Genomic DNA, 23,074 nt, shown 5'->3' with positions numbered 1-23,074 from the left:
ACAGCGGTTCGCCTGGATTTACAGGGCGAAGCCAGACGCTACTTCTTGGGGAAGTTCATCTTCGACAGGTCGATGCCCTCGAACCCCGGGGGAAGCTGCTCCTGCATCTTCTCCAGGTCCTTCATGCTGGGCATTCCGCCGCCCATGCCCGGCATCCCCGGCATTCCCGGCATGCCGCCGCCCATGCCCTTGCGCATGTTCTTGCGGTTCTTGTTCTTGGCGTTCTTGCCCTTCTTGCCCTTGCGGTGGTTCTTCTGCTTCTTGGTCGCGGAGCGCCCACCCAGCCCGAACTGGCCGGCCATCTTGCCCATCATCTTCTTGGCCTCGAAGAAACGCTCGACCAGCTTGTTGACGTCAGAGACGCTAACGCCGGAGCCGTTGGCGATGCGCTTGCGGCGCGAGGCATTAAGGATCTTCGGATCCTTGCGCTCCGCCGGGGTCATGCCGCGGATGATGGCCTGGATGCGGTCGAGCTCCTTTTCATCCACCATGTCGGCCATCTTCGACATCTGGGAGCCGCCGGGCATCATCTTCAGGATGTTGCCCAAGGGACCCATCTTGCGGACCATTAGCATTTGTTCGAGGAAGTCCTCCAGCGTCAGCTCGCCGGAGGCCATGCGCATGGCGGAGTCTTCGGCCTTTTCGGCGTCCAGAACCTGCTCGGCCTGCTCGATCAAGGTCAGCACGTCCCCCATGCCGAGGATGCGGTTGGCCATGCGATCCGGGTGGAAGATGTCGAAGTCTTCCTGCTTCTCGCCGGTGGAGGCGAACAGGATCGGCTTGCCGGTGACCTCACGGATCGACAGGGCGGCACCACCGCGGGCGTCACCATCCAACTTCGTCAAGACCACACCGGTGAAATCCACGCCATCGCGGAACGCCTCGGCCGTCGTAACGGCATCCTGGCCGATCATGGCGTCAATAACAAAGAGCACCTCGTCGGGCTCCACCGCATCGCGAATGTTGCGCGCCTGGCGCATGAGCTCCTCGTCGATACCCAGGCGACCTGCGGTATCGATGATGACGATGTCGTGCTGGCTGCGGTAAGCCTCTTCGATACCGCGCTGCGCAACGTCGACGGGATCGCCGTGGCTGGTGCCCATCTCGTGATCGTGAGAATCCAAGCTGGTGCCCGGGTCCGGGGCGAAGGTCTTCACCCCGGCGCGCTCGCCGACGATCTGCAACTGCTGCACCGCTCCGGGACGCTGCAGATCACAGGCCACCAGCATCGGGGTGTGACCCTTCTTGGCCAGGTGCAGGGCCAGCTTGCCGGCCAGGGTCGTCTTACCAGCACCCTGCAGACCGGCCAGCATGATGACCGTCGGCGGGTGCTTGGCCAGGTTCAGGCGACGGGTCTCGCCACCCAGGATCTCCTTGAGTTCCTCGTTGACGATCTTGATGACCTGCTGGGCGGGGTTTAGTGCCTCGGATACCTCTGCCCCGGCGGCGCGTTCCTTGATGCGCTTGATGAAGGCGCGCACCACCGGGAGGGAAACATCGGCCTCCAACAGCGCAAGGCGGATCTCGCGTGCGGTGGCATTGATATCAGCCTCGGACAACTTGCCCTTGCCACGAAGCCCCTTCATGGCATTTTGCAAGCGGTCTGACAAAGACTCAAACACTAGTGAGTGCTCCCTTGTAGGTGTCGAAGGATGGCTTTTAACTCCCCCAGCTTAGCCAGTAGGCAGTAAAACAGTCACATTCCGGCCTCTACTCGGGCAGCGGGTCAGCTATCCCAGCAGTGCGTCGACGAAGCTTTCAACCTCGAACGGCGCCAGGTCATCCGCACCTTCGCCGAGGCCCACCATCTTCACCGGAACGCCGAGTTCCTCCTGCACCTGGAAGACGATGCCGCCCTTGGCAGTACCGTCCAGCTTGGTGAGCACCACGCCGGTGATGTCCACAACTTCGCGGAACGTGCGCGCCTGCATAAGGCCGTTCTGGCCGACGGTCGCATCCAGCACCAGCAGCACCTCGTCAACCTTGGCCTTCTTCTCCACGACGCGCTTGACCTTGCCCAGCTGATCCATCAGGCCCACGCTGGTGTGCAGTCGGCCGGCGGTATCGACCAGAACGACATCCACGCCTGCCTCGACGCCCTTCGCCACCGCGTCGAAGGCCACCGAGGCGGGATCTGCACCCTCGGCGCCGCGTACTGTTTCTGCTCCTACTCGACGCCCCCACGTCTCCAACTGGTCAGCCGCAGCTGCGCGGAACGTATCGGCCGCCCCCAGCAAAACCTTGTGCCCCATGCCGATGAGCACGCGGGACAGCTTGCCGGTGGTGGTGGTCTTGCCGGTTCCGTTGACGCCCACCACCATGATCACGGCCGGCTTCCCCTCGTAGGGCATGGCCTTGATAGAGCGATCCATGTCGGGCTTGCAGGCATCAATCAGAGCCTCGCGGAGCATGCCACGGGCTTCTTCCTCGCTGGACACACCGTTGACGGCGATGCGCTCGCGCAGGTCCTCGACCACCTTCAGTGTAGTTGGGGTGCCCAGGTCGGCCATAAGGAGGGTGTCTTCGATCTCCTCCCACGCGTCCTCGTCGAGGTCACCGGCGCTGAGGATGCCCAGCACGCCGCGGCCGATGACGTTCTGCGACTTGGACATGCGTCCGCGCAACTTGCCCAGGCGACCCTGGACGGGTGCGATCTCCTCGCGCTGCTCGGCTGGGGCTGGGGCTGGCTCTGGGGTTGGCTCGGGTTCTGGGGTTGGCTCGGGCTCTGCGACAGGCTCGGGTTCTGGTTCTGGCTCCGGTTCAGCGACGGGCGCCGGGGTGGGCACTGCCTTCGGAGCCTCGGGCTCAGGAGTGGCCTCCGGCCCTGGGGTTGGTTCCGGTTCTGGGGTTGGCTCGGGCTCTGGAGTTGGCTCGGGGGCTGGCGCGGTCTGCTTCAGCTCCTGGTCGGGGCGCAGTTCCGGCTGCTTCTCTGGCTGCTTCTCGGCGACGGCTGCACCGGCGCCACCACCGGCGGTGAAATTGAATCCACCCTGCGCCTGGTAATCGCCACTACTGGGCTTCTTCTGCTCAATCTCTTCCTTCTTCTCGAAGGAGATCTGCTTGGCCTTCTTCCGGCGCAAACCTAGGACAACCAGGAGCGCCACGATGATGGCCAGAATCAATAGTCCAATGAGGACCCACATCAAAACACTATTCATGACCTCCAGTGAATCAGAACTTTGCACATAATGTCGTGCTCAGCACTGACGTGTACCAAGTTTCGCTTCGACCGGCATAAGATAAGCCTTCGTGATCGAGTTCATTCGCGAAATTCCCCTCACGGGTACATGGCCAGAGGTTGTCACCTGGGCTGTGATTCTGGCGGTACTCTCCGCACTCTTCTTCGCCCTCCCCTCAGATCCCCCAGGGCGCCGATGGCGCGCAGTCCTGTGGTCGCTCGCCGTCACTGTCGTGCTCACCGGCGCCGGGCTCGCATTCTTGATGTTGGGCACCACCACTCCCTGGTCGGAGATCGGTTTCCGTCTACTGCTGGGTGCAAGCGCGCTGATCCTCGCTGCAAACATGGCGGGTTGGTGCGTGGGGGCGTCAATAAAAAAATCCTGGACGATCCTGCTCGTAGCGCTACTTGCCGTGGGCGCAGTGGCGGCGGCGAACCAGTCCTACGAGCTATACCAAGACGTCGGCGAGGTAGACCCCGTGGAGCTGCGCACCTTCCACAGCGTGGACGAACTACCGAAAGCACCGGCCGTACCGTTGAAGCAGTGGCGAGGAACCAAGCACCCCGATTTGCCTGCAGAGGGCAGCATGCTCAACGTCTCCGCACCGAAGAAGGAATCGGGATTCCATGCGCGGGATCTGCGGGTCTACCTGCCACCGGCATGGTTTAGCTCGCCAAGGCCGCAACTGCCGGTGTTGGTGCTGCTCGCGGGCATCCCGGGCGATCCCGACCAGTGGTTCGATTCGGGACAAGCTACCGAGATCGCTCGCCGGTACCAACAACAGCACGGTGGTGTAGCCCCGATCATCATCTCCGCAGATGCAACGGGCGGTACCTGGGAAAACCCAGTGTGTACAGACTCCAACAAGGGAAAGGTGCAGACCTTCCTCACGGTCGACCTGCCCCGCTGGGCGCAACAGCACCTGTCCCCCAACCCGGATCAGCACACGTGGACGATCGGCGGGCTTTCCTACGGCGGCACGTGCGCCTTCCAGGTGATCACCAACCACCCCGACAGCTACGGCAGCTTCGTCAACATCTCTGGCGAACGCACCCCCGACGACGGCACCAGCCACGAATCCACAGTGCAGAACTTCTTTGGCGGTTCCGAGGACAAGTTCAAGGCCCAGAACCCCGAAGATCTGCTGAAGAAGCGGACCTACCCACGGACCGCGGGCATGTTTATCGCCGGCCGGGACGATAGCTCTGCCAAGACGGCCCTCAAGCACCTGCAACCACTGGCCGTCGCCGCGAAGATGCAGGCCAGCTACCACGAGATATCCGGCGCGCACAATTTTAAGACCTGGCGCGGAGGACTGAACCTGGCCTTCCCGTTTATTGTCCGCCGGGGTGGGCTGGAAAGCTAAGGACCTCGCGGATCGAACGGCCCGTGAGAAGCATGATCAGCCGGTCCACGCCCAAGCCCAAGCCGCCGGTCGGCGGCATACCGTTTTCGAGGGCGCGCAGGAAAGCCTCGTCGACCTCCATCGCCTCCGGGTCGCCGCCAGCGGCTTTCAACGACTGCGCCTCGAGGCGGTCGCGCTGCTCCAGCGGGTCGGTGAGCTCCGAGTAGGCCGTTCCCAGCTCCACGCCCCAGGCCACCAGATCCCAACGCTCGGCCACACCGGGCTGGCTGCGGTGCTGGCGGGTCAGGGGCGACACGCTGGTCGGGAAGTCCGTATAGAACGTCGGCGTGGTGGTGGTGCACTCCACCAACTGCTCATACATTTCCTGCACCACTTCGCCGGCATCCCAGCCCGGCTGCACCGCAATGTCACGGTCGGCGCACAGGGCCAGCAGCTGTTCGAAGTCCGTCTCGGGCGTGATGGACTGCCCCAGACGCTCGCTAATGGCGCCGTAAACGGTCTTCACCGGGAAGTCCTCCGCGATGCTGACCAGCTTGCCCTCCGGGTCCATCACCACTGGCTCGCCGTAATAGGCCGTGGCGGCGGCCTGGATGATCTTCTGAGCGACTAATCGCATGGATTCGTAATCGCCGTGCGCCGCATAGGCCTCTACCGTAGTGAACTCCGGGTTGTGGGTGGCATCCACTCCCTCGTTGCGGAACACTCGCCCCAGCTCGTAGACCTTCTCCGCCCCCTGGGTCAGCAGGCGCTTCAGGTACAGCTCCGGCGCGATGCGCAGGTACAGGTCCTGGTTGGCCGCATTGCTGCGGGTCTTGAACGGCCGCGCGTTCGCACCACCGTGCACGCGCTGCAGAATCGGGGTCTCAACCTCCATGTATCCCAGCCCGTCCAGGGTGCTGCGGATCGCCGCGTTCACCACCGACCGGGCACGCAGGCGCTGGCTGACCTCCCCGATGCCAGCACCGCGGCGCTGCAATGGGTGTAGATCCTTCGCCTCCATCGTGATGTCGTCCACCAGCAGCGAAGGCTCGCCGGTACGGGATTCCCCGCGCACACCCGTCGCCGCCACCAGGTCACCCAAGTCGAGCGCACGGATCTTCCAGGCCAACTGCTCCCCCGGCGCCTCGACCAGGAGCTGGCAGGTGCCCGAGGCATCCCGCAGTTCAAAGAAAGTCACCCCACCAAAGTCGCGTTTGGCCACGATCCGGCCGGATACGCGCAGCGGACCGCCACGGTGGGCGTCACTACCATTGCCTTGACCTTCGGCAACCTCCGCGCACCGCACAACCGTAACGGCACCGGAGCCAGCGATAGGGTCAGCAACGGGCCAGGGCTCCACCCCAGATTCCCGCAGCGCCATGGCCTTCTTGATTCGCACGGCCGTTTGTTCGCTGGCGGTCTGCTTGTTCGCATCCGTCACCTGCTCCACGTAGTTCAGCGCTTGGGCTGCCTCGGGCTGGCTGGTGGCTGTGGATGTGTAGCCACGGTGCTCTTCGCTGCCGCTGCGGTTGAACAGGGTGCCCATGGTCGGCACGAAGCCCTCCGCAATGCCGGAGGCCAACCCGACCCGCGCCATCGACAGCGAATCCGGGTAGCAGACATAGCGCGGAATCCACACGGGCTTGTATTTCTGGTTCGACCTGTAGAGGGTCTCCATCTGCCACCACTTGGACAGGTACGTCAACACCCGGCGCGCTTGCCTGCGCACCGGTCCGACGGCCACGGCATCCTCACTGGCGAAGAGCTCGCGGAACACGGCGAAGTTCAGCGATAGCTTCTGCAGCTTCGCCTCGGTACACAGCGCCACGATCATGGTTTCGACCGTGCCATTCGGGGCGCTTGGGCTGCGGCGCATCAGATCCAGCGACGCGCCGCTGAGCCCCCAGGGGATAAACGACAGCACTGCCACCGTTTCCTCCCCCACCAGCGCTTCGGCCAGCAGGCAGTCTTTGTCCTGCGGGTCGCCAAGTCTGCCCAGGGCCATGGAAAAGCCGCGTTCGTCGGTGGTATCGCGCCACTGGTCGGCCAGCACCTCCACCCGCTGCATCTCTTCGGCGCTGAGTTCGCCGTGGCGGCGGATCCTTACACGCACGCCCGCCTTCTGTGCGTGCGCGCGGGCCTGACGCACCTCGCGCAGCTCGGAGAGGCGGAAGTTCTGCGTGTCGATGACGGCCTCGTCCCCCAGGTGGATCGAGCTCAGCCCATGTCGTTCGTACGCTCTGGTCGCTGGTTCGGACGCCCCCATCACAGCCGGAACCCATCCAAACGAACGCGCACGGTCCAGCCAGGCGGAGATTGCCTGATCCCAGTACCTCGGATCGCCAATCGGGTCGGCTGACGCCAAGCACACGCCAGCTTCGATGCGATAAGTCACCGCTGCCCGACCCTTCGGTTCATAGACGACGGACTTGTCGCGCCGGGTGGCGAAGTATGCCAGGGAGTCGTTGGTGTTGAAGCGGCGGATGAGGGCTCGCAGTGCTGCCTCGTCCTCCGGGCCGATACCGTATTCGTCGCGGTGCGAGCGGAGCAGAAACAGCCCCGCCAGCAACAGCACGACCGCGGCCAGGGCCGATACCAGGAAGCTGACGACCTTCGGCGGGGTGCCGGCGACGTGGGCGTGGTTAAACAGGGAGAACCCAGCGGAGTGGTTCAACGACCACAGCGTGCGCGTTTCGGCGGATAGGTTCCCATGGAACACGTGAACCAGCACCAGCGCGATGAGGAACACCGCGACGGTGCCAACCAGCCACGTCAGGAATGCGCCGAGGATTGCGCCCTTGACGGTGTGGGTGAAGAAATCCCTGCGTTGCCTGAGCATCAACAGCAGCAGCAGGAACTGCACCCCCATACCCGTCACAAACAGGGAATGTGCCCACTGTGGGACCGGGTCGAAGTACTGCGGCAGGCAAAGAAGTAGCACGTTGCTGACGTTGAGGATCAGCAGCGCTGCCACGGCCACGACCCAGGCGGCACGCTTCGCTTTGTACAGCCCCACGCCCAGCACCAGCAGCGCGGCCGACCACGCCACCGAGGGCACAGGCACTGGCAGGAAGACGTTATCCATCACCACCAGCATCTGGCGGACGTGCACGCGGGCGGCGCTGGAGATGCTGAGCACCAGTGCCATCAGCGCATAGGCGCACAGGATGGTGCCAATGAAGCGGGGGAAGAACGCCTGTGTCGCTAGCGGGTCTTTCGCGGCGCGGCCCCCTGCGCGGGTCCGCAGCTTTGGTAGGTTTCTGCGATCAACATTCACCCAATGAATTATGCACGCTGGGTTACACAGTCGGGCCGAACACGCCGCGCACCATCGCATCTGCCATCACAATGTCGCCCGTCACCAGATCCGGCACTAGGCGCGCCATGGCCGCCCACCCCGGGTAGGCATCCAGCAGTTTGCCCAGGCTGGACATCTTCTTGTGCGCGTACATGCGGGTGGCTAGCGCGAAGACCATGGAGACGACGGGCGCCAGCGCCCAGCGGTTCTCCGGGGTATCCGTATCCACGCCCTCCAGCTTGTCGAAGCGCACGCGCGCCGACAGGTACAGCTGGCGGTTGGCGGACTTAACCTTCCGCAGCAGCGTGACGGCGGTCTTCATCAGTTCCGGGTCGCCCAGCAGCGCGGACAGTTCCTGCCGCTTGTTAAACGTTTCGAACACCGCGATCAGGCGGCTGTTTTCGTCGCTCAGCGCGCCCGGTACCACGCCCGCCTTGCCGAAGAACATGTCCAGCACGGCCTGCTGCTGTGCCGCGTCCATGTGTGCGATCTGCACGGTGGTGTTATCGATGCAGGCAGTATCCAGCGAGACATCGCGCCCCGTGTCCAGCGTCTGCACGACCGCTTGCCCGGCGACTTGCTTGAGTTCCTGGCGCAGGCGCTTGTCCTTCGCCTTCGCTTCTTGGGTCTGTGCTTCTTGCGCTTCTAGTTCTGACGCCCCCTCCGGGTCCACCAGCGACAGGTCCCCCAGGATCTCGAGGGCTGCGATCCAGGGCGTGTTCGATCGTTCGGCTTCCGCACCCACCAGGGTGGAATGCACCAGCCCGGACAGGATGAATTGCGCGGGTCGGTCCGCCGCCGGAACCAGAGACTGGGACATGGCGTGAACGGATTCGCGCGGGTTTTTGGTCAGCGCCGTGCGCAGGTTATCCAGCACGTCGAAACGTCCGCGCAGCCAGCCTGCCCGCACGTCCCACAGGGTAGACAGTGTGGCCGTGTCGCTGGGCAGTTCCGTGGACTCCCCCGCTAGGAATGCGGAGAGCTTCGCCCACGGATCCTCGTCCGCGCCTTCACTGTGGGCTCCGAAGTAGCCGATGGCCTCTGCGACCGCGCTGTGCTGGCCAGCGGCCACGGGGGCGCGCAGGTAGTTGAAGCGATCCCGGCCAAACAGCTGCACGCTCAACGGGCCGGCGCCCACCAGCTCAGCGGGCAGGGTACCTTGTGCGATGGCCCCGCCTTCTGCTCCAGCGGGGGCAGCTGCCAACTCGACGAAGGTCGCCGGCTGCCAGGGGGCGGTGTTCGGCCAGACCCACGCACCAGCACCGGGAGCCCCGAAGTTCACCGGAACATCCGGCGCGTCGCTAGTGATGGAAAGTGCCGCCCCGTCGACCGTGGCGGAGTAATCGAAGCTCGGCACGATGCGGGCCAGGCGCACGCTCACGCGGCGATCCTCGACGAACTCCAACTCGATGGAGCCGGAGGTCAGGGTCGCCAGGGAGGCCTCGGCCTCGGCCAGGTCTACGAACCAGGTGACCTCGTCGATTGTCTGCAGCTTCAGGGTGCGCACGGGCGAGCCGTGGTGGTTGCGGATCACCACGCGGGCGTCCCCCATCAGCGCGCGGTTCTCTGCCTTCGAGCCCATGCCAGGGCGGAAGCCAGGGCGCACGCGGAAGCGGGTTTGCGTGTCGATGGAACGGGCGGAGACCTCAATGGGGTCGGTGCGCCACATCGGATCCTCGCCCTGCATCGTCAGCTGATAGCGCAGGCGCGAGGGCTTCACGATGACGGGCAGCGCATCGCCCGCGTCGGTCTCCACGATTGTCGTCGTGAAGCGGTCGGTGGGGCCGAGCTTCTGCGGAGGGATCTTCTCGAAAGGCTTGTCCCCCGGCAGCAGGCGCACCGTGACAGGGCTCAGGCCGCCGGCCATCGGCAGGCGCGTCTGGGCGCTGGGGCCGCTGAAGTCCATCTCCAGGGAAAGGCCTTCCACCAGCGCGTATTCGTGGCGGAAAGATTCGTTGCGGGGGCCGCGCAGGCGCACCAGGTACTCGCCGACCCAGGGGCTTTCCCAGGCCTCGGGGTCGAAGACGTCGAACAGGCCACCCTCGGCCGGAACCTCCAGCGGTTCCTCGTCCGAGACTTCCTCGCCCGTTTCGCCGGGTCCGGCGTAGGAGGAGACGGACAGGTACCAGGTCTCCGCTGCGCCGGAGATCGTCGGCGGGAACTCCACCTGCAGGCTTTCGCAGTGGATCACCTTGCCACTAGTCGTTTCCACGCCTCCAACTACGTCGTCGGGCTCGACGAACTGCACGCGCTGGCGCGGGTCCACCGCGCGCACGCCGACCATGGACGGGCTGTGCTCGCCGGGCTTGGCGATGTGCAGGCTCAGGGATTCGCTGAGGTCCAGCAGTCGGATTACCCACCCGTTCCAGCTCTTCATCGGCTGTTCTTCCAGTACCGGAATGTCCGTGCCGGTCACCGGATCCACGGCGGTGGTTTCGGCGGGAACGACAACGTAGACCTGCTGGTGGTGCAGGGAAACTCGGCCGGTCAGATCCGCCCCGCGGATGGTGAACACCAGCACCGGATCATCGTTATCCACCAGTGGCAGCTGCCAGTGCTGCCCGTCGTTGGCGTTGCGCACGCTGACCTTGCGCAGCGGCTGGCGCACCGGGATGTCCAGGATCTCCGATACGGCCCGCCCCGCGTTGTCGGCGTGCATCGTGCGGAAGGCCGCGGGCGCGCCGTCGAAGTCAACCCGCCAGCGCACCTCGGTGTGTAGCTTCCCGTCGACCTCTAGGGGCTGGGCGGGCAGGCGCAGAACCACGCGCTGTCGCAGCGTGTCTAGCTGCAGGCGCGGCTGGTCCTCGCGGTGCGCCACGCCTACGCTGTGACGCCGATCTTCCGTTCCTACCGGCCTCTCACGCAGCTCTTCGATCACATCCTCGAGGATGAGTGCTGGCAGCTCCACCGGCGGAAGGGTGTACTCCCAGGAGTCCGGGTGCGCCGCGGCGTGGGTGACGATCTCCACGATCGGGGCGATCAGCTTCGCCGCGGTGTCCGGCAGTGTGGCGCACAGTGGCCCCACCTGCCGGGGCTCGTCGGCCAGCTCGGCGACGATGCCGCGGGAGATCTCGGCGGCAATCTCGGAAGAGTCTATCTCCGTCGCGGCATCCGCGCCCTGCTGGCGGTGCCTATCCACCAGCTCGATTAGCTCCGGCACCCAGTCGGAGGCAATGCCCACGTGGGCGAACAGGCGCCCGAGTTCCCCATCAGGCCCGCCGGATACGCCGTCCATGGGATCCAGCCCAGCGGCGGACAGTAGCTCCGCGAACCGTCCCTCGATCAGTTGGGTACGTGTGGGCGTCGGCTCCAAACCAAGGCCGTACCAGTACTCCGCTGGCAGTTCCGAGACTTCATTGAACCGCGCGGCGCGGGACAGCAGAGTGGCGATCGTTAGCGCGGGACAGGCCTCTAGCAGGGCCTTCTCGGTGGATCCCGCGGCGACCTGGCGGGCGATAAAGGTACCGTAGAAGCGGGTAAGACGCTCTAGCTCGTCGCCGTCGATATCCAGCTCCACGAAGAGCTCGACGTCCGCCAGCTTCCCGGCCAGGGTCGCCTCCGTCGTCGATGCCCACGGCAGGAGGGAATCCTGCAGATCAGAGATCGGGCTGGTGTTAGCTGTTGCGCTGGCTGGACTCTTCTCGCTAGAACTCACGCGACCATCCTACGCCACCGTTCAGGCGGTCTTCTCGGGAGCCATCCTCTGCGAAATAACCCTGGTCACACCGTCGCCGCGCATGGTCACGCCGTACAGCACGTTGGCCACATCCATGGTGGGTTTCTGGTGGGTAATCACGATCAGCTGCGAATCCTTCCGCAGCTCCTCGAATAGGGCGATCAGGCGCCGCAGGTTCACGTCGTCCAGCGCGGCCTCGACCTCGTCCATCACGTAGAACGGGCTCGGGCGGGCCTTGAAGATCGCCACCAGCATCGCCAGCGCGGTCAGGGACTTCTCACCACCCGACAGCAGCGACAGGCGCTTGACCTTCTTGCCCGGCGGGCGGGCTTCGACCTCGATGCCGGTGGTCAGCATGTCGTCCGGGTCGGTCAGCACCAATCGGCCCGCGCCACCCGGGAACAGGGTGCTAAAGACCTGCGGGAAGGCGACCTCGACGTCCTTCCATGCCTCGGTGAACAGCTGCAGGATCGTGGCATCCACGTCGGCGATGACCTCGTGCAAGTCATTGCGCGCCCGCTCCACATCGTCCAGCTGCTGAGCCAGGAAGTTGTAGCGTTCCTCTAGCGCCTTGAACTCCTCCAGCGCCAGCGGGTTCACCTTGCCCAGGGAGTTCAGTGCCTTCTCGGCCTTCTTCAGCTCGGCCTTGGTGGCGGCCGCGTCAAAGTCCTCCGGCAGCTCCTCGGCCAGCAGCTGTTCGGCGGTGAGCCCCAGCTGTTCCATCGCCCCGGCCACGGCTTGCTCGATCTTCACCTGCGCCTGGGTGCGCGCCAGTTCGGCGGTGTGCGCGTTGTCGTTCATGCGCCCCAGCTGCGCGGTCAGGGCGGATACCTTGTCGCGCTGCTGCGCCATCGTGGTCTGCCACTGCTTGTGTGCGTGCTCGGTCTGCGAGCGGTTGGCTTCGGCGGTGGCCAGCGCGTCGGCGATGCGGTCGGCGATGCGCTGGGATTGTTCGCGCACGCAGGTCGCCATTTCCCGGGCGGCGGCGCGACGGGCTTGTTGCTGCTGGTGGTGTTTACGCGCGGCTTCTTCCGCCCGGGCCTGTCGGCGCAGGTTCTCGGCCTTGCCGCGGGTGGATTGCGCGCGTTCCTCCGCGGTGCGCTGCGCCAGACGAGCTTCCATTTCCATGGCCTTGACCTGGGACAGGTGCAGCGCTGCGGCATCGCGCTCGGCCGACGACGGCTCGGTCGTGTGGTCTTCGTCGTCCACGCGCGCCACGCGGTCGGCTAGCTCGTCGAGTTCCTCGGTGGCCTTCGCCAAGCGCTGCTCGGCCGATTGCTGTTCGGCGGTACTGCGCTCGAGTTGCCTCTGCGCCGCGTCGCCCTGCTTTTGCAGCGCGCCCAGGCGCTTGGCTGCCGCGTCGCGCAGAGCCCGGTGTTCCTGCTCCGCCGCGCGCGCCGCAGCCGCCGCGGTGCGTAGGTCGCTGGCCGCGTCGAGCGCACCGGATAGTGCGGCCTGCAGGTCGCCTAGTTCCTTTTTTTTCTTTGTGACGCCCTCTGTTTCCGCCGCGATCCTATCCGCCAACTCGACTGGGGTGGTCCCGCCGGAACCACTGGCGACCCAGCCGGCGCCGTAGACGGAGCCGTCCTTCGTCACCGCGCGCAGGCGCGGGTCCGCGGCCACGACCTTCCTGGCTTCCGCCGCACTATCCACCGCCACAACGTCCACTAGCAGGGCGGTCAGGGGGCGCAGCAGGTCGGCGGGCACGTCCATCAGGTCCAGCAGCCACTTACCCGCCGAAACGTCCGTATCCAGGCGGAACGTCGCGCTGGCATCCCCTTCCGGAGCCGACGGGTCCAGCAGCACCGCGCGGCCTTCGCGGGCATCGATGAGGGCGGAGATGAGGGCGTCCGAAAGAGGAGCCACAATTCCCGAGCTCGCCGCATCGCCCAAAACGGCGGCCGCGGCGGCACCCCATCCGTCGTGAATGTGCAGCTGCTCGGCCAGGCGGAGGGTGGCAATGCCCGCCTTGTCGGCGGCGCGGACGACTACCGCAGCGCCGTCGGTGGGGGTCAGCCGGTCCTGCCAGGCGGCGATGGTGGCCTCGGCGGTGGCGATGTCGCGCTCCAGCTGCAGCTGCTCGGCGCGCAACTGTTCGGCGCGCTCCTCCGCGCCTGCGGCCTCGCGGTCGGCCTGGGCGCGGGTTTCCTCCAGGTCACCGCCGGAGGCTTCGGTCTCGCGCAAGGCTTCCTCTGCCTCGGTGATGTCCTCCAGCAGGCCGTCGAGGGTTTCCTGCTGCTCGGCGGCGTTGTCCTGCAGGCGCTCGACCTCCGCGGCGGCGTTGTCGCGCTGGGTGGCGGCAGCCTCGTGTTGGGCAAGCAGGCGAACCACGCCCTCGCGCCGGTCGGCGATGGCGCGGACCTGGGCGAAGTGCTCCTGCTCGGCGGCGCGGGCGGCCTCCTCTGCCTCGGCGACCTGCTCGGCGATCGTCTCCAGCTTCTCGGCGGCGATCTCCACGTTTTCTTCCAGCTCGGCCTGCTCCTCGGCGGCGCGCTCGGCGCGTTCCAGCAGCTCCTGTGGGTCCGGGCCGGACCATTCGGCAACCTGCGCCTGCTCCGCGCGGTCGCTGGCGATGCGCAGAGTGGCGGAGTTCTTCTCCTGCACCGCGGACAGCCGGTACCAGAGGTTCTTGGCCGCCTCGGCTTCCTCTAGGGCGGTGCGCAGTTCTTCCTCTGTGACGGCCAGGGTCTCGCTGTGTTCCTCCAGCTCAGCCTGTAGTTCGGCGCGCTGTTCGGCTAGCATCTCGCTGCGCCGCGTGGAGTCGTTGAGCTCCTCGGATAGCTGCTTAACCTTGTGCGCGGCCAGCTGCACGCGCGTGCTGCGGATGGTGGCCTGCACTGCGGAGGCCTTCTGTGCGGCCTCTGCCTGGCGCGCCAGCGGCCCGAGCTGTTTGTGCAGCTCGTCGGTGAGGTCGTGCAGGCGGTCGAGGTTGGCCTGCATGTTGACGAGCTTGCGTTGTGCCTTTTCTTTGCGACGCCGATGCTTCAGCACACCAGCGGCCTCCTCGATGAAGGCGCGGCGCTCCTCGGGGCGGGATTCCAAGATCTGCGATAGTCGGCCTTGTCCGACGATCACGTGCATTTCGCGGCCGATGCCGGAGTCGCTCAGCAGCTCCTGGATGTCCATCAGGCGGGCCTTGGCCCCGTTGATTTCGTATTCCGAGGCACCGTCGCGGAACATGCGGCGGGTGATGGAAACCTCGGAGTATTCGATGGGTAGTTTGCCATCGGAGTTGTCGATGGTCAGCGTGACTTCCGCGCGCCCCAGTGGCTTTCGGTCCCCCGTTCCGGCGAAGATGACGTCTTCCATCTTCCCGCCGCGCAGGGTCTTAGCGCCCTGCTCCCCCATGACCCAGGCCAGGGCATCCACGACGTTGGATTTTCCGGAGCCGTTCGGCCCCACCACGGCGCAGATGCCCGGCTCTAATTTCAGGGTCGTCGCGGACGCGAAGGACTTGAATCCTTTGAGCGTCAACGACTTTAAGTGCATTGCCTGATGCTATCAAACAGCTAGGCGGTTGCTCCGTTGTGAACCTCGCGGCGCTGGCACTCCGGGTCCGTACCGTCCCAGCACTCCACGTTCTTCAGCTCCGGCAGACTGTCGCGGTGGAAGATCGGATCCACGCCCGCGGCCTTCTGCTGGGAGAAGTCGCGCAGCAGCTTGATAGCCACGCCACCCAGCGGGACGATTGCGCAAAGGTTGATCAGAACCATCGAGGCGGCGAAGGTGTCGGCCAGGGACCAGACCAGCGGGACGGTGCCGATGGCGCCGCCGAACACACAGAGCACCACGAGCACGCGGAAGACGTTCAGCTTTGCCTTGGACTTGGTGAAGAACTCCACGTTTGCCTGAGCCAGGTAGTAGTTGCCCAGCACGGAAGAAAATGCCAGGAAGAACAGGATGATCGTGATGAAGTGGGTGCCCCACTCGCCCACCTGAGCCGACAGCGCGCTTTGAGTCAGGTTGGCCGTCTGCACACCTTCACCATAAGCCGGATCGGAAAGCAGGATGATGAAGGCCGTGATGGAACAAACCACCAAGGTGTCAAAATATACGCCAAGGGTCTGCACCAGACCCTGCTTGACCGGGTGAGATACCGCAGCGGTTGCAGCCGCGTTCGGGGCGGAACCCTGGCCGGCTTCGTTGGAGAACAGGCCACGGCGCATGCCGTTCATGAACGCCGCGCCCAGGGTGGCACCGGCGATCTCCTTTATGCCCAGGGCGTGCTCCACGATGGTGCCGAACATAGCTGGCACCTCGCTGATGTTGATTGCCAGTACCAGCACGCCCAGCAGGATGTAGGCGGTGGCCATCAGGGGCACGATCACCTGGGTGGCGTTGGCGATACGCTTCACGCCACCAAAGATCACCAGGGCAGTCAGCAGTGCCACCAGCAGGCCAACGCCAACCTTTAGCCACGCGGCATCGGGTGCGATGTTGGAGTTCAGGGCGTGCAGGGACGAACCCGCGGCCTCCGCGATGGAGTTGGTCTGCACCGCGTTGTACACGAAGCCATAGGTGATGGTGATGGCGATGCCGAAGATCAGCGCCAGCGGCTTCGCCCCCAGCCCCTTCGTCATGTAGTAGGCCGGGCCGCCCACGTAGCCGTCCTTGTCGCGGGACTTCCACAGCTGAGCCAGCGTGGCTTCCACGAACGCAGTCGCGCCACCGACGAGGGCGACCATCCACATCCAGAACACTGCACCCGGCCCGCCGAGTGTGATGGCGATGGCCACACCCACGACGTTGCCTGTACCCACGCGCGAGGCAGCAGAGATGCTGAAGGCCTGGAACGCGGAGATGCTCTCTCCGCTCTTACCGACCGCGGGTTCCTTCACCGAGCGGAACATGTCCGGCACCATGCGCAACTGCACCAGCAGGGTGCGGATGCCGAAGTAAGCGCCGGCGGAGAGCAGGAAGACGGGGATGATCTTCCAAATATTTTCGTTCAGCGTATTCGCAACGAAATTTTCAATCATTTCCATGGGAAAAAACTTACCCGAAACGATTGCTATCTTTGACACTGAGCACAATAGTGCGTGGATCTGCCACCGATCACAATGCGCTTGATCAGTGACCCACACCTCTTGCACGGCTCTCCGCCGCGCCCGTACACCTTCAGGGAACGCGAGAAATAGCCCGATGCTCCATTGACGTTGACGTACAGCGAATCAAAGCTGGTGCCGCCCTGTTCCAGGGCGCGTTCCATCACTTCCGCCGCCGCGTCCACGATCCGGTGCAGCGTGGGCCTGCTCAGCAAAGCGGCACTGCGCCGCGGCCGCACGCCCGCCAGAAATAGCGCCTCATCGGCGTAGATGTTGCCGATACCGGAGACAACCTCCTGGTTCAGCAGCACCGTCTTCACCGCCGCACGCTTGGCCTTCATCCGCTCCACCGCTTCCCGCGCATCGAAGGCGGGCTCTAGCGGATCGGCAGCGATGTGGCGGACGTTGTGGGGTAAAAATTTTTTGGACGCCCCCTCGGCCCTCACTCCCCACGGATCCGGCACGGTCTTTTCCAGCCGCCACTCGCCGAAGGTGCGCTGATCCACGAAGCACAGTTCGCGCCCATCGGATAGGCCCGCCCGGATGCGCACGTGCGGGGACTGCACCTGGCCGGGGTCGGCCACGAGCATCTGGCCGCTCATGCCCAGGTGCACTTGCAGCAGGAGGTCTTGGCCAAAATCCAGCCACAAAAATTTTCCGCGGCGTTTGACGGCGGAGACGGTGGCGTCACAAAGAAAAGAGACAAGCGCATCCGGGTCGCCGGAGCGAACGGCGCGCGGGTGACAGACCTCGACGTCGGTAAAGCGACGGCCGACGAGGTGCTCTTCGAGGCCGCGGCGGACAACCTCAACCTCGGGTAGCTCAGGCACGCTCTTTAAGTTTTTGCACGGCCTGCTTGGCGGCGGCGTGCTCGGCGACCTTCTTGGTGTGGCCTTCGCCGTGGGCGACCAGGTCGTCGATGGTGACGGTGGCGAAGAAGGTCTTGTCGTGCTCCGGGCCTTCGCCACGCACCTCGTAGGTGGGCAGGGGCAGCTTCATGTCGGAGAGCTTCTCCAGCAGCACGGTCTTCCAGTCCATGTTCAGGCCAGTCGTGGGAGCCTCGGTGATCATGTCGGAGAAAATACGCAGCACTGTGGCGCGGGCGACTTCGAAGCCGTGGTGCAGGTAGATCGCGCCGAGCATGGACTCCACAGAGTCCGCCAGGATGGAGTGCTTGTCCTTGCCGCCGGTCAGCATTTCGCCGCGGCCGAGCAGGATGTACTCCCCCATGCCCAGGCGACGGGCAACACCGGCCAGGGCGTACATGTTCACCACGCCGGAGCGCATCTTGGAGATATCGGATTCCGCACGCTCCGGGAATTGGCGGTACAGCTGCTCTGCAACGGCCAGGCCCAGGACGGCATCGCCGAGGAACTCCAGGCGTTCGTTGTTCGGCAGATGGCCGTTTTCGTTGGCGAAGGAGCGGTGGGTCAGTGCCAGGCGCAGCAGATCATCTGGCAGATCCACGCCCCAGGCTTCCAGCAGCGGGGCGTGGTCGGACTTGCCATAGGCGGCGTTGAGGGCGGCCTCGCCGGTCAGTCGGCGTTTACGAGCCATGTGGTTTTAGGGTGCCTTTCCTTTTAGAGGTTCTTGAACTTTTCCAGGCCAGCCCAGCGCGGATCGGGTTTGTCCTCGTCGTCTGCCTCTTCGCTGATGCCGTCCGGGCTCGGGGTATCCTCGCGGCACTCCGTGCCGAAGTCGGTGCACACGGGGCTGAACGGGGCGTTAAGCCCCGCCTCGTTGATCACCAGCTGGGTGATGTCGATGGCATTGTCGTGGACCAGCAGCGGCTCGTCGAGTTCTTCCTCGGCCTCGTCGTCCGCGCTGTCATCGGCCGTGATGAAGTCCGGGGTCAGGCCGAACACGTCGCTGATGGAGTATTCCAGGGTGGTGGAAAGATCCTGCAGGCAGCGCGAGCAGGTGCCCGTGGCCTCACCGCTGACCTGTACGGTGGCCATTATCGCCTCGCCCAAGTTCGCCAGGGTTCCATGAACTTCGACGGGCGCGCCCTCTGCAACGCCCAGCATGTTGCCGCCCCACGGTACTGGGGACGCCCCTTGGGCGTCGACCGGCTCGCTGAGTCCAGTAGGGATATCGCCGACTGCAAGAACGAAGGGGTTACTCATACCCTTCTTTCTACCCGGTTATCGCTGCTGACGGTAACCGTGGGGGTCGGAATCGTTCTGGTAGCCGGCGGTGCCGTTCTGGTAGCCGGAAGCACCAGCGCCCTTGCGCAGTGCGGAGCGATCCCGGTTGACGGTACGCAGCGTGGTGGTGAGGGTGTCCTCGAACTCGGCCAGGGTGGAATCGACGTAGCGGTCGCACTCGGTGCGCAGTCGGTCGGAATCGGCGTGGGCGGATTCGATGATGCGCTTGGCCTCGGCCTCTGCGTTGCGCACGACCTCGGACTCGGAGACCAGGCGGCGCTGCTCTGCCAGGCCTTCGTCGACGGAGCGCTGGTAGCTGGCGTTACCTTCACTGACCAGGCGCTCGGCCTCATCGGCGGCGCGACCGGTGACCTGGTCGTATTCCCGGCGAGCATCGCTGACCAGGCGGTCGGCCTGATCCTCTGCCTGCGCGACGGTGTTGGTGGCGCGTTCCTGGGCATCCTGGAGGATCTGGTCGGCGCGGTTCTGTGCGTCCTGCACGATCGCATTAGCTTCAGAGTTGGCGCTGGAGATGGTGGCGTCCGCCTGATCCTGCGCGTCCGCAACGATGTCGTCGCGGTGGTCGAGGACGTCCTGCGCATCGTCCATTTCGATGGGAATTGCGTTGCGCATTTCGTCGAGAATGTCTAGAACCTCGCGCCGCGGAACCATGCAGTTGGAGGTCATGGGCACGCCATAGGCCTGCTCCACCATTTGCTGTAGGTCATCCATACCCTGGAATGTTTTGTACATGGCTCCCACCATGCCATCACTTGACCTCAACTACAGGTTTAGACACGGCTTTTGGGTACGGCTTTGGGCGAGTTAGCCGCGGAACTTCTCCTCCACCGCCGCAACCACCGGCTCCGGCAGCAACCCGGACACGTCCCCGCCGTACTTCGCTACCTCCTTGCACAGGGTGGAGGACACGTACCCGTACTCCGGGGAGGTCAGCAGGAAGTACGTCTCCGCACCCGACAGGCGCTGGTTCATCTGCGCCATCGGCAGCTCGTATTCATAGTCCAGGGAGCTGCGCAGCCCCTTGACCATCGCCTGAATGTCGTTTTCCTTCAGATAGTCCACCAGCAGCTTGTCCCAGGTATCCACCGTGATGTTCTTCGGCCCGTTTGGAATGGCTGCAATGGACTTCTCGATCAGCTCGATACGCTCTTCCGCGGTGAACAGGCCGTTCTTGTTCGGGTTATAGGTCACCAGAACCACGACCTCCTCCCAGTTAGCCGCAGCGCGCGTAAAGATATCCAGGTGTCCCAGCGTGATGGGGTCGAAAGATCCAGGGCAAACTACTCGCATGCCAACTAACCTAACCCTCGCCCCGCCATATCGCCATGTCGAAGCGGGCGATGCCGTAGGTGCGCTTCTTTAGCTTCTGCCCGGTCGGCTCGAAACCCTCCGGCCACGCGGTTTCTGGTGAGGCACTATTGCGCTCGATCACCACGACGGCGTCACTAGTAAGAACAGGAATCAGCGCCTCCACCATTTCGGCGACAGCCTCGTCGGTGAGCTCGTAGGGCGGGTCGGCCAGAACCATCGTGTAGTGGTTGCGCGGGGCTCCGGCCAGGAAGGATGACGCTTTCGCCTCCACGACCTGCACCTTCGCCTCAGGCACGACGCGCGCGTTGTCCTTGATCACCTTGATCGCAGCGGCGCTGTTATCGACGAGCGTGACTTCTTTCGCCCCGCGGCTGGCGGCCTCCAGCCCAAGGGCGCCGGAACCGGCGAAGAGGTCCAGCACGACCTCGTCGACGAAGCCGAAACGGACCTGCAGGGAGGAAAACAGTCCCTCGCGGGCGCGGTCAGCCGTGGGGCGCGTGCCCTCGCTGGGAACCTTGATGCTGCGGCCGCGGGCGGTGCCGGAGATGATGCGTGTCATTGTTCTTGGGTCCTGCCTAACTGTTGTACTGGGCGGGTTGGTGCTGGGTGGGCTGGGCAGCCGGGTGAGGTTCCACGCGCAGCATCACGTCCCCGCCGTGCACATCCACGTAGTCCTGAGAGTTCGTCCTGCGCACCACCCCGGGCCCCGGCGCGAGCACAGGCGCTTCCAGCTTCAGCGATTCCACCGTGCATAGCGCGTCGCCGGTATCTACGGGTTCGCCGTCGGCGACGAGGAAGTGCACGACTCCCGCGAATGGGGCACAGATTTCCATGCCCCAGAGTCTAGCAATGCAGTGCCTTGGTATTGGCGCCTGGCTCTTGCCGCCTAGCTCTTTTCGATGTAGTCTTGGTCGTCGATCTCGATGTCCACCACCAGCGAGCGCGCCAGCTGCTCGTCGTAGGCCACCAGCGCCTCCGCGTAGTCGCGCGCAGATTCGATGATCTCGCCGTCGGTGCTGAGGTCTAGTAGTGACGCCCTTCGCGCCGACCGCCCCGACTGGTCCTCGCCCAAGATGTCTCCCTCGGTGCGCATCTTCAGGTCCTCCTCGGCCAGGCGGAATCCGTCGTTGCTGTCGGCCACCACCTGCAGGCGGTGGAAGGAGGGACTATCCGGCGCGGCGGTGGTGTGCAGCAGGCACAGCGAATCCCGCCGCCCGCGGCCGATGCGCCCGCGCAACTGGTGGAGTTGGGAGAAGCCAAAATTCTCGGCCTCCAGGATCATCATCATGGAGGCGTTCGGCACGTCCACGCCGACCTCGATGACGGTGGTGGCGACCAGCACGTCGATCTTCCCGGCGGCGAAGTCCTGCATCACCCGGTCCTTGTCGGCGGCGTCCATTTTGCCGTGCAGCATGGCCACGCTGCAGCCGGGGAGTTCCTGCGTGGCGATGCGCTCGCTCCATTGTTCCACGCCGGAGTAGCCGTCGATGCGGGGCGCGACGACGTAGGCCTGCCCGCCAGCGTCGATTTCCTCACGCATGCGTTGCCAGGCCCGCCGCACCCAGTGGTATTTGTCGGCGGGCACTACAACCGTTTCGATGTCCCCGCGTCCGCCGGGTTTGCCGACCAGCGTGATGGGCGTCAGGTCGCCGAACATTGTCATTCCCACCGACCGCGGGATCGGGGTGGCGGTCATGACCATCATGTGTGGGGTCGCGTCCACCGGCGCGGATTCCCGCAGCTTGTTGCGCTGTTCCACGCCGAAGCGGTGCTGTTCGTCGACGATGACCATGCCCAGGCGATAGAACTCCACCGAGTCCTGGATCACCGCGTGCGTGCCCACCAGGATGTCGGTCTGCCCCGACACCAGATCCAATAGCGTGCGCTGCTTGTCGGCCTGCTTCTGGGATCCAACCAGCACGGATACCCGCACGTCGGTGTTTTCCAGCATCTTCACTAGGTTGCGGGCGTGCTGCACGGCCAGGATCTCCGTCGGCGCGATAAAGGCGCACTGGTAGCCGGAGTCCACGGCCCACAGCATGCTTATCAGCGCCACCATCGTCTTGCCGGAGCCGACCTCGCCATGCAGCAGCAGATTCGCCGGGGTCGTCCCGCCCAGTCGGGATCCGATGTCCTCCAGCGCCATTTTCTGTCCCGCGCTGAGGTCGAAGGGCAGCCCCGCAATGAGCTTCCCCACGTTCTCCCCCGGCGCGAGTGCCACGCCGGTGCGCTTCGTGGCGTCACTACGTCGCAGAGCCATGACCAGCTGCAACTCCAGCGCCTCGTTGAACTTCAGCCTGCGCCGGGCGGGTTCGGGCCCGGCTTCGGTGGGCTGGTGAATGTGCCGTAGTGCGTCGGCGAAGCTGATCAATGGCCGCCCCTTTCCGTCGACGGGCCAGGCGGGCGCGCCGGGGTTGCGCCGTGGCAGGGGCAGGAACTCGCCGGGCTCGTCCATTACCCGCAACACGTGGTCCATCACGCCCAACATCTCCGCGGTGGAGGTGCCGGGGCGGCGCTTGTAGCCCGCCATCCACGGCTTGGCCAGCAGTTCCTGCGCGGCGGTCTCCGACCCCATGACGTCCACGATGGTCTTCAGCGGCCCGAACATCCCGAACTCCGCATCCAGGGCGGGCAGGATGGATACGTAGCTGGGGTTTTTGAGCTCCCACTGGCCGTTGAACTCGGATAGCTTGCCGTGCAGCAGCATCATCGAGCCCTTCTTGATGCGCTGCCGGTGGTAGGCCACGTTCCCGAACAGTGCGGAGCGGAAGTTCCGCACGCCGTCGGTGAAGGTGAAGGAAAGGAACTTCCGCGGCCCGCGCCCGGAGAGGTTCTCCCGCTCAGCCGCATGGAGGATCTCTCCGGCGCACGTGTACTTCTCCCCCACGCGCAGCTCGTCCAGGCTCTGCGGCGAGCCGAGCCGCGCGTAGGTTGTTGGGAAGTTCAGCACCGCATCCGCGATCGTCTTGATCCCGGGTTTATCCGCCAGCCGTTTGGCGCGGTCGTTGGAGATCGCTACCGATAGCGGGCGCGGGTCCTGCCACCCCAACAT

Annotated in this window: 15 protein-coding genes; 1 reads left to right on the top strand and 14 read right to left on the bottom strand. The window is 64.9% G+C overall.

Annotation, left to right across the window (positions count from 1 at the left end):
- Positions 1–38: 38 nt before the first annotated feature.
- Positions 39–1,622, bottom strand: coding sequence for a signal recognition particle protein (gene ffh, locus L8U58_RS01855; protein ID WP_034970463.1), 1,584 nt, complete (start codon positions 1,620–1,622; stop codon positions 39–41).
- A 108-nt stretch (positions 1,623–1,730) separates the two neighbouring features.
- A complete protein-coding gene (gene ftsY, locus L8U58_RS01850; protein ID WP_080716697.1) occupies positions 1,731–3,158 on the bottom strand; it encodes a signal recognition particle-docking protein FtsY in 1,428 nt (475 codons plus the stop codon).
- 91 nt (positions 3,159–3,249) lie between these two features.
- Between ftsY and L8U58_RS10220 the strand changes: the two genes are divergently transcribed.
- Positions 3,250–4,545, top strand: coding sequence for an alpha/beta hydrolase (locus L8U58_RS10220; RefSeq protein WP_269954568.1), 1,296 nt, complete (start codon positions 3,250–3,252; stop codon positions 4,543–4,545).
- On the opposite strand, the gene lysX is transcribed toward L8U58_RS10220, so the two are convergent.
- From lysX to L8U58_RS01785, 12 genes are all read right to left on the bottom strand, one after another.
- Positions 4,514–7,801 (bottom strand): bifunctional lysylphosphatidylglycerol synthetase/lysine--tRNA ligase LysX, encoded by a 3,288-nt coding sequence (gene lysX, locus L8U58_RS01840; RefSeq protein WP_269954567.1) that lies wholly within the window; start codon positions 7,799–7,801, stop codon positions 4,514–4,516. The two genes, L8U58_RS10220 and lysX, sit on opposite strands and share 32 nt — an antisense overlap.
- Positions 7,802–7,823: 22 nt before the next feature.
- Positions 7,824–11,477: a hypothetical protein gene (locus L8U58_RS01835; protein ID WP_269954566.1), complete on the bottom strand. Its 3,654-nt coding sequence runs from the start codon at positions 11,475–11,477 to the stop codon at positions 7,824–7,826.
- 21 nt (positions 11,478–11,498) lie between these two features.
- Entirely contained in the window at positions 11,499–14,987 is a 3,489-nt protein-coding gene (smc, locus tag L8U58_RS01830; protein WP_269954565.1) for a chromosome segregation protein SMC, read from the bottom strand.
- Between the two features lie 20 nt (positions 14,988–15,007).
- A complete protein-coding gene (locus tag L8U58_RS01825) occupies positions 15,008–16,483 on the bottom strand; it encodes an alanine/glycine:cation symporter family protein (protein WP_269954564.1) in 1,476 nt (491 codons plus the stop codon).
- Positions 16,484–16,509: 26 nt separating this feature from the next.
- Complete coding sequence (gene mutM / locus L8U58_RS01820) at positions 16,510–17,373, bottom strand: bifunctional DNA-formamidopyrimidine glycosylase/DNA-(apurinic or apyrimidinic site) lyase (RefSeq protein WP_269954563.1); 864 nt, start codon at positions 17,371–17,373, stop codon at positions 16,510–16,512.
- Positions 17,366–18,100 carry a ribonuclease III gene (gene rnc / locus L8U58_RS01815; RefSeq protein WP_034976111.1) on the bottom strand — a complete coding sequence of 245 codons (735 nt, stop codon included), beginning with the start codon at positions 18,098–18,100 and terminating at the stop codon, positions 17,366–17,368. The genes mutM and rnc overlap by 8 nt, the downstream gene beginning before the upstream one ends.
- 23 nt (positions 18,101–18,123) lie before the next feature.
- Positions 18,124–18,669 (bottom strand): YceD family protein, encoded by a 546-nt coding sequence (locus tag L8U58_RS01810; RefSeq protein ID WP_034991546.1) that lies wholly within the window; start codon positions 18,667–18,669, stop codon positions 18,124–18,126.
- 18 nt (positions 18,670–18,687) lie between these two features.
- Positions 18,688–19,443 (bottom strand): DivIVA domain-containing protein, encoded by a 756-nt coding sequence (locus tag L8U58_RS01805; RefSeq protein WP_034970425.1) that lies wholly within the window; start codon positions 19,441–19,443, stop codon positions 18,688–18,690.
- Positions 19,444–19,515: 72 nt separating this feature from the next.
- Positions 19,516–20,001 (bottom strand): pantetheine-phosphate adenylyltransferase, encoded by a 486-nt coding sequence (coaD, locus tag L8U58_RS01800; protein ID WP_034976117.1) that lies wholly within the window; start codon positions 19,999–20,001, stop codon positions 19,516–19,518.
- A 10-nt stretch (positions 20,002–20,011) separates the two neighbouring features.
- The gene (locus tag L8U58_RS01795; protein ID WP_034991541.1) at positions 20,012–20,581 is read right to left on the bottom strand and encodes an RsmD family RNA methyltransferase; all 570 of its coding nucleotides are present in this window, start codon (positions 20,579–20,581) and stop codon (positions 20,012–20,014) included.
- A gap of 16 nt (positions 20,582–20,597) precedes the next feature.
- Complete coding sequence (locus L8U58_RS01790) at positions 20,598–20,855, bottom strand: acyl-CoA carboxylase biotin carboxyl carrier protein subunit (protein ID WP_034982127.1); 258 nt, start codon at positions 20,853–20,855, stop codon at positions 20,598–20,600.
- A gap of 53 nt (positions 20,856–20,908) precedes the next feature.
- Entirely contained in the window at positions 20,909–23,074 is a 2,166-nt protein-coding gene (locus L8U58_RS01785) for an ATP-dependent DNA helicase RecG (RefSeq protein WP_070551599.1), read from the bottom strand.

It is taken from the genome of Corynebacterium macclintockiae (genome assembly GCF_027570165.1).
Classification (GTDB): Bacteria; Actinomycetota; Actinomycetes; order Mycobacteriales; family Mycobacteriaceae; genus Corynebacterium; species Corynebacterium macclintockiae.
This window is presented reverse-complemented; position numbering and strand designations above follow the sequence as displayed.

Excerpts from the sequence above, each read along its gene's own strand:
- ftsY (WP_080716697.1), bottom strand. The coding sequence starts at position 3,158 with ATGAATAGTGTTTTGATGTGGGTCCTCATTGGACTATTGATTCTGGCC.
- smc (WP_269954565.1), bottom strand. The coding sequence starts at position 14,987 with ATGCACTTAAAGTCGTTGACGCTCAAAGGATTCAAGTCCTTCGCGTCC.
- L8U58_RS01825 (WP_269954564.1), bottom strand. The coding sequence starts at position 16,483 with ATGGAAATGATTGAAAATTTCGTTGCGAATACGCTGAACGAAAATATT.
- rnc (WP_034976111.1), bottom strand. The coding sequence starts at position 18,100 with ATGGCTCGTAAACGCCGACTGACCGGCGAGGCCGCCCTCAACGCCGCC.
- L8U58_RS01810 (WP_034991546.1), bottom strand. The coding sequence starts at position 18,669 with ATGAGTAACCCCTTCGTTCTTGCAGTCGGCGATATCCCTACTGGACTC.
- L8U58_RS01805 (WP_034970425.1), bottom strand. The coding sequence starts at position 19,443 with ATGTACAAAACATTCCAGGGTATGGATGACCTACAGCAAATGGTGGAG.
- coaD (WP_034976117.1), bottom strand. The coding sequence starts at position 20,001 with ATGCGAGTAGTTTGCCCTGGATCTTTCGACCCCATCACGCTGGGACAC.
- L8U58_RS01795 (WP_034991541.1), bottom strand. The coding sequence starts at position 20,581 with ATGACACGCATCATCTCCGGCACCGCCCGCGGCCGCAGCATCAAGGTT.
- L8U58_RS01790 (WP_034982127.1), bottom strand. The coding sequence starts at position 20,855 with ATGGAAATCTGTGCCCCATTCGCGGGAGTCGTGCACTTCCTCGTCGCC.
- L8U58_RS01785 (WP_070551599.1), bottom strand. The coding sequence starts at position 23,074 with ATGTTGGGGTGGCAGGACCCGCGCCCGCTATCGGTAGCGATCTCCAAC.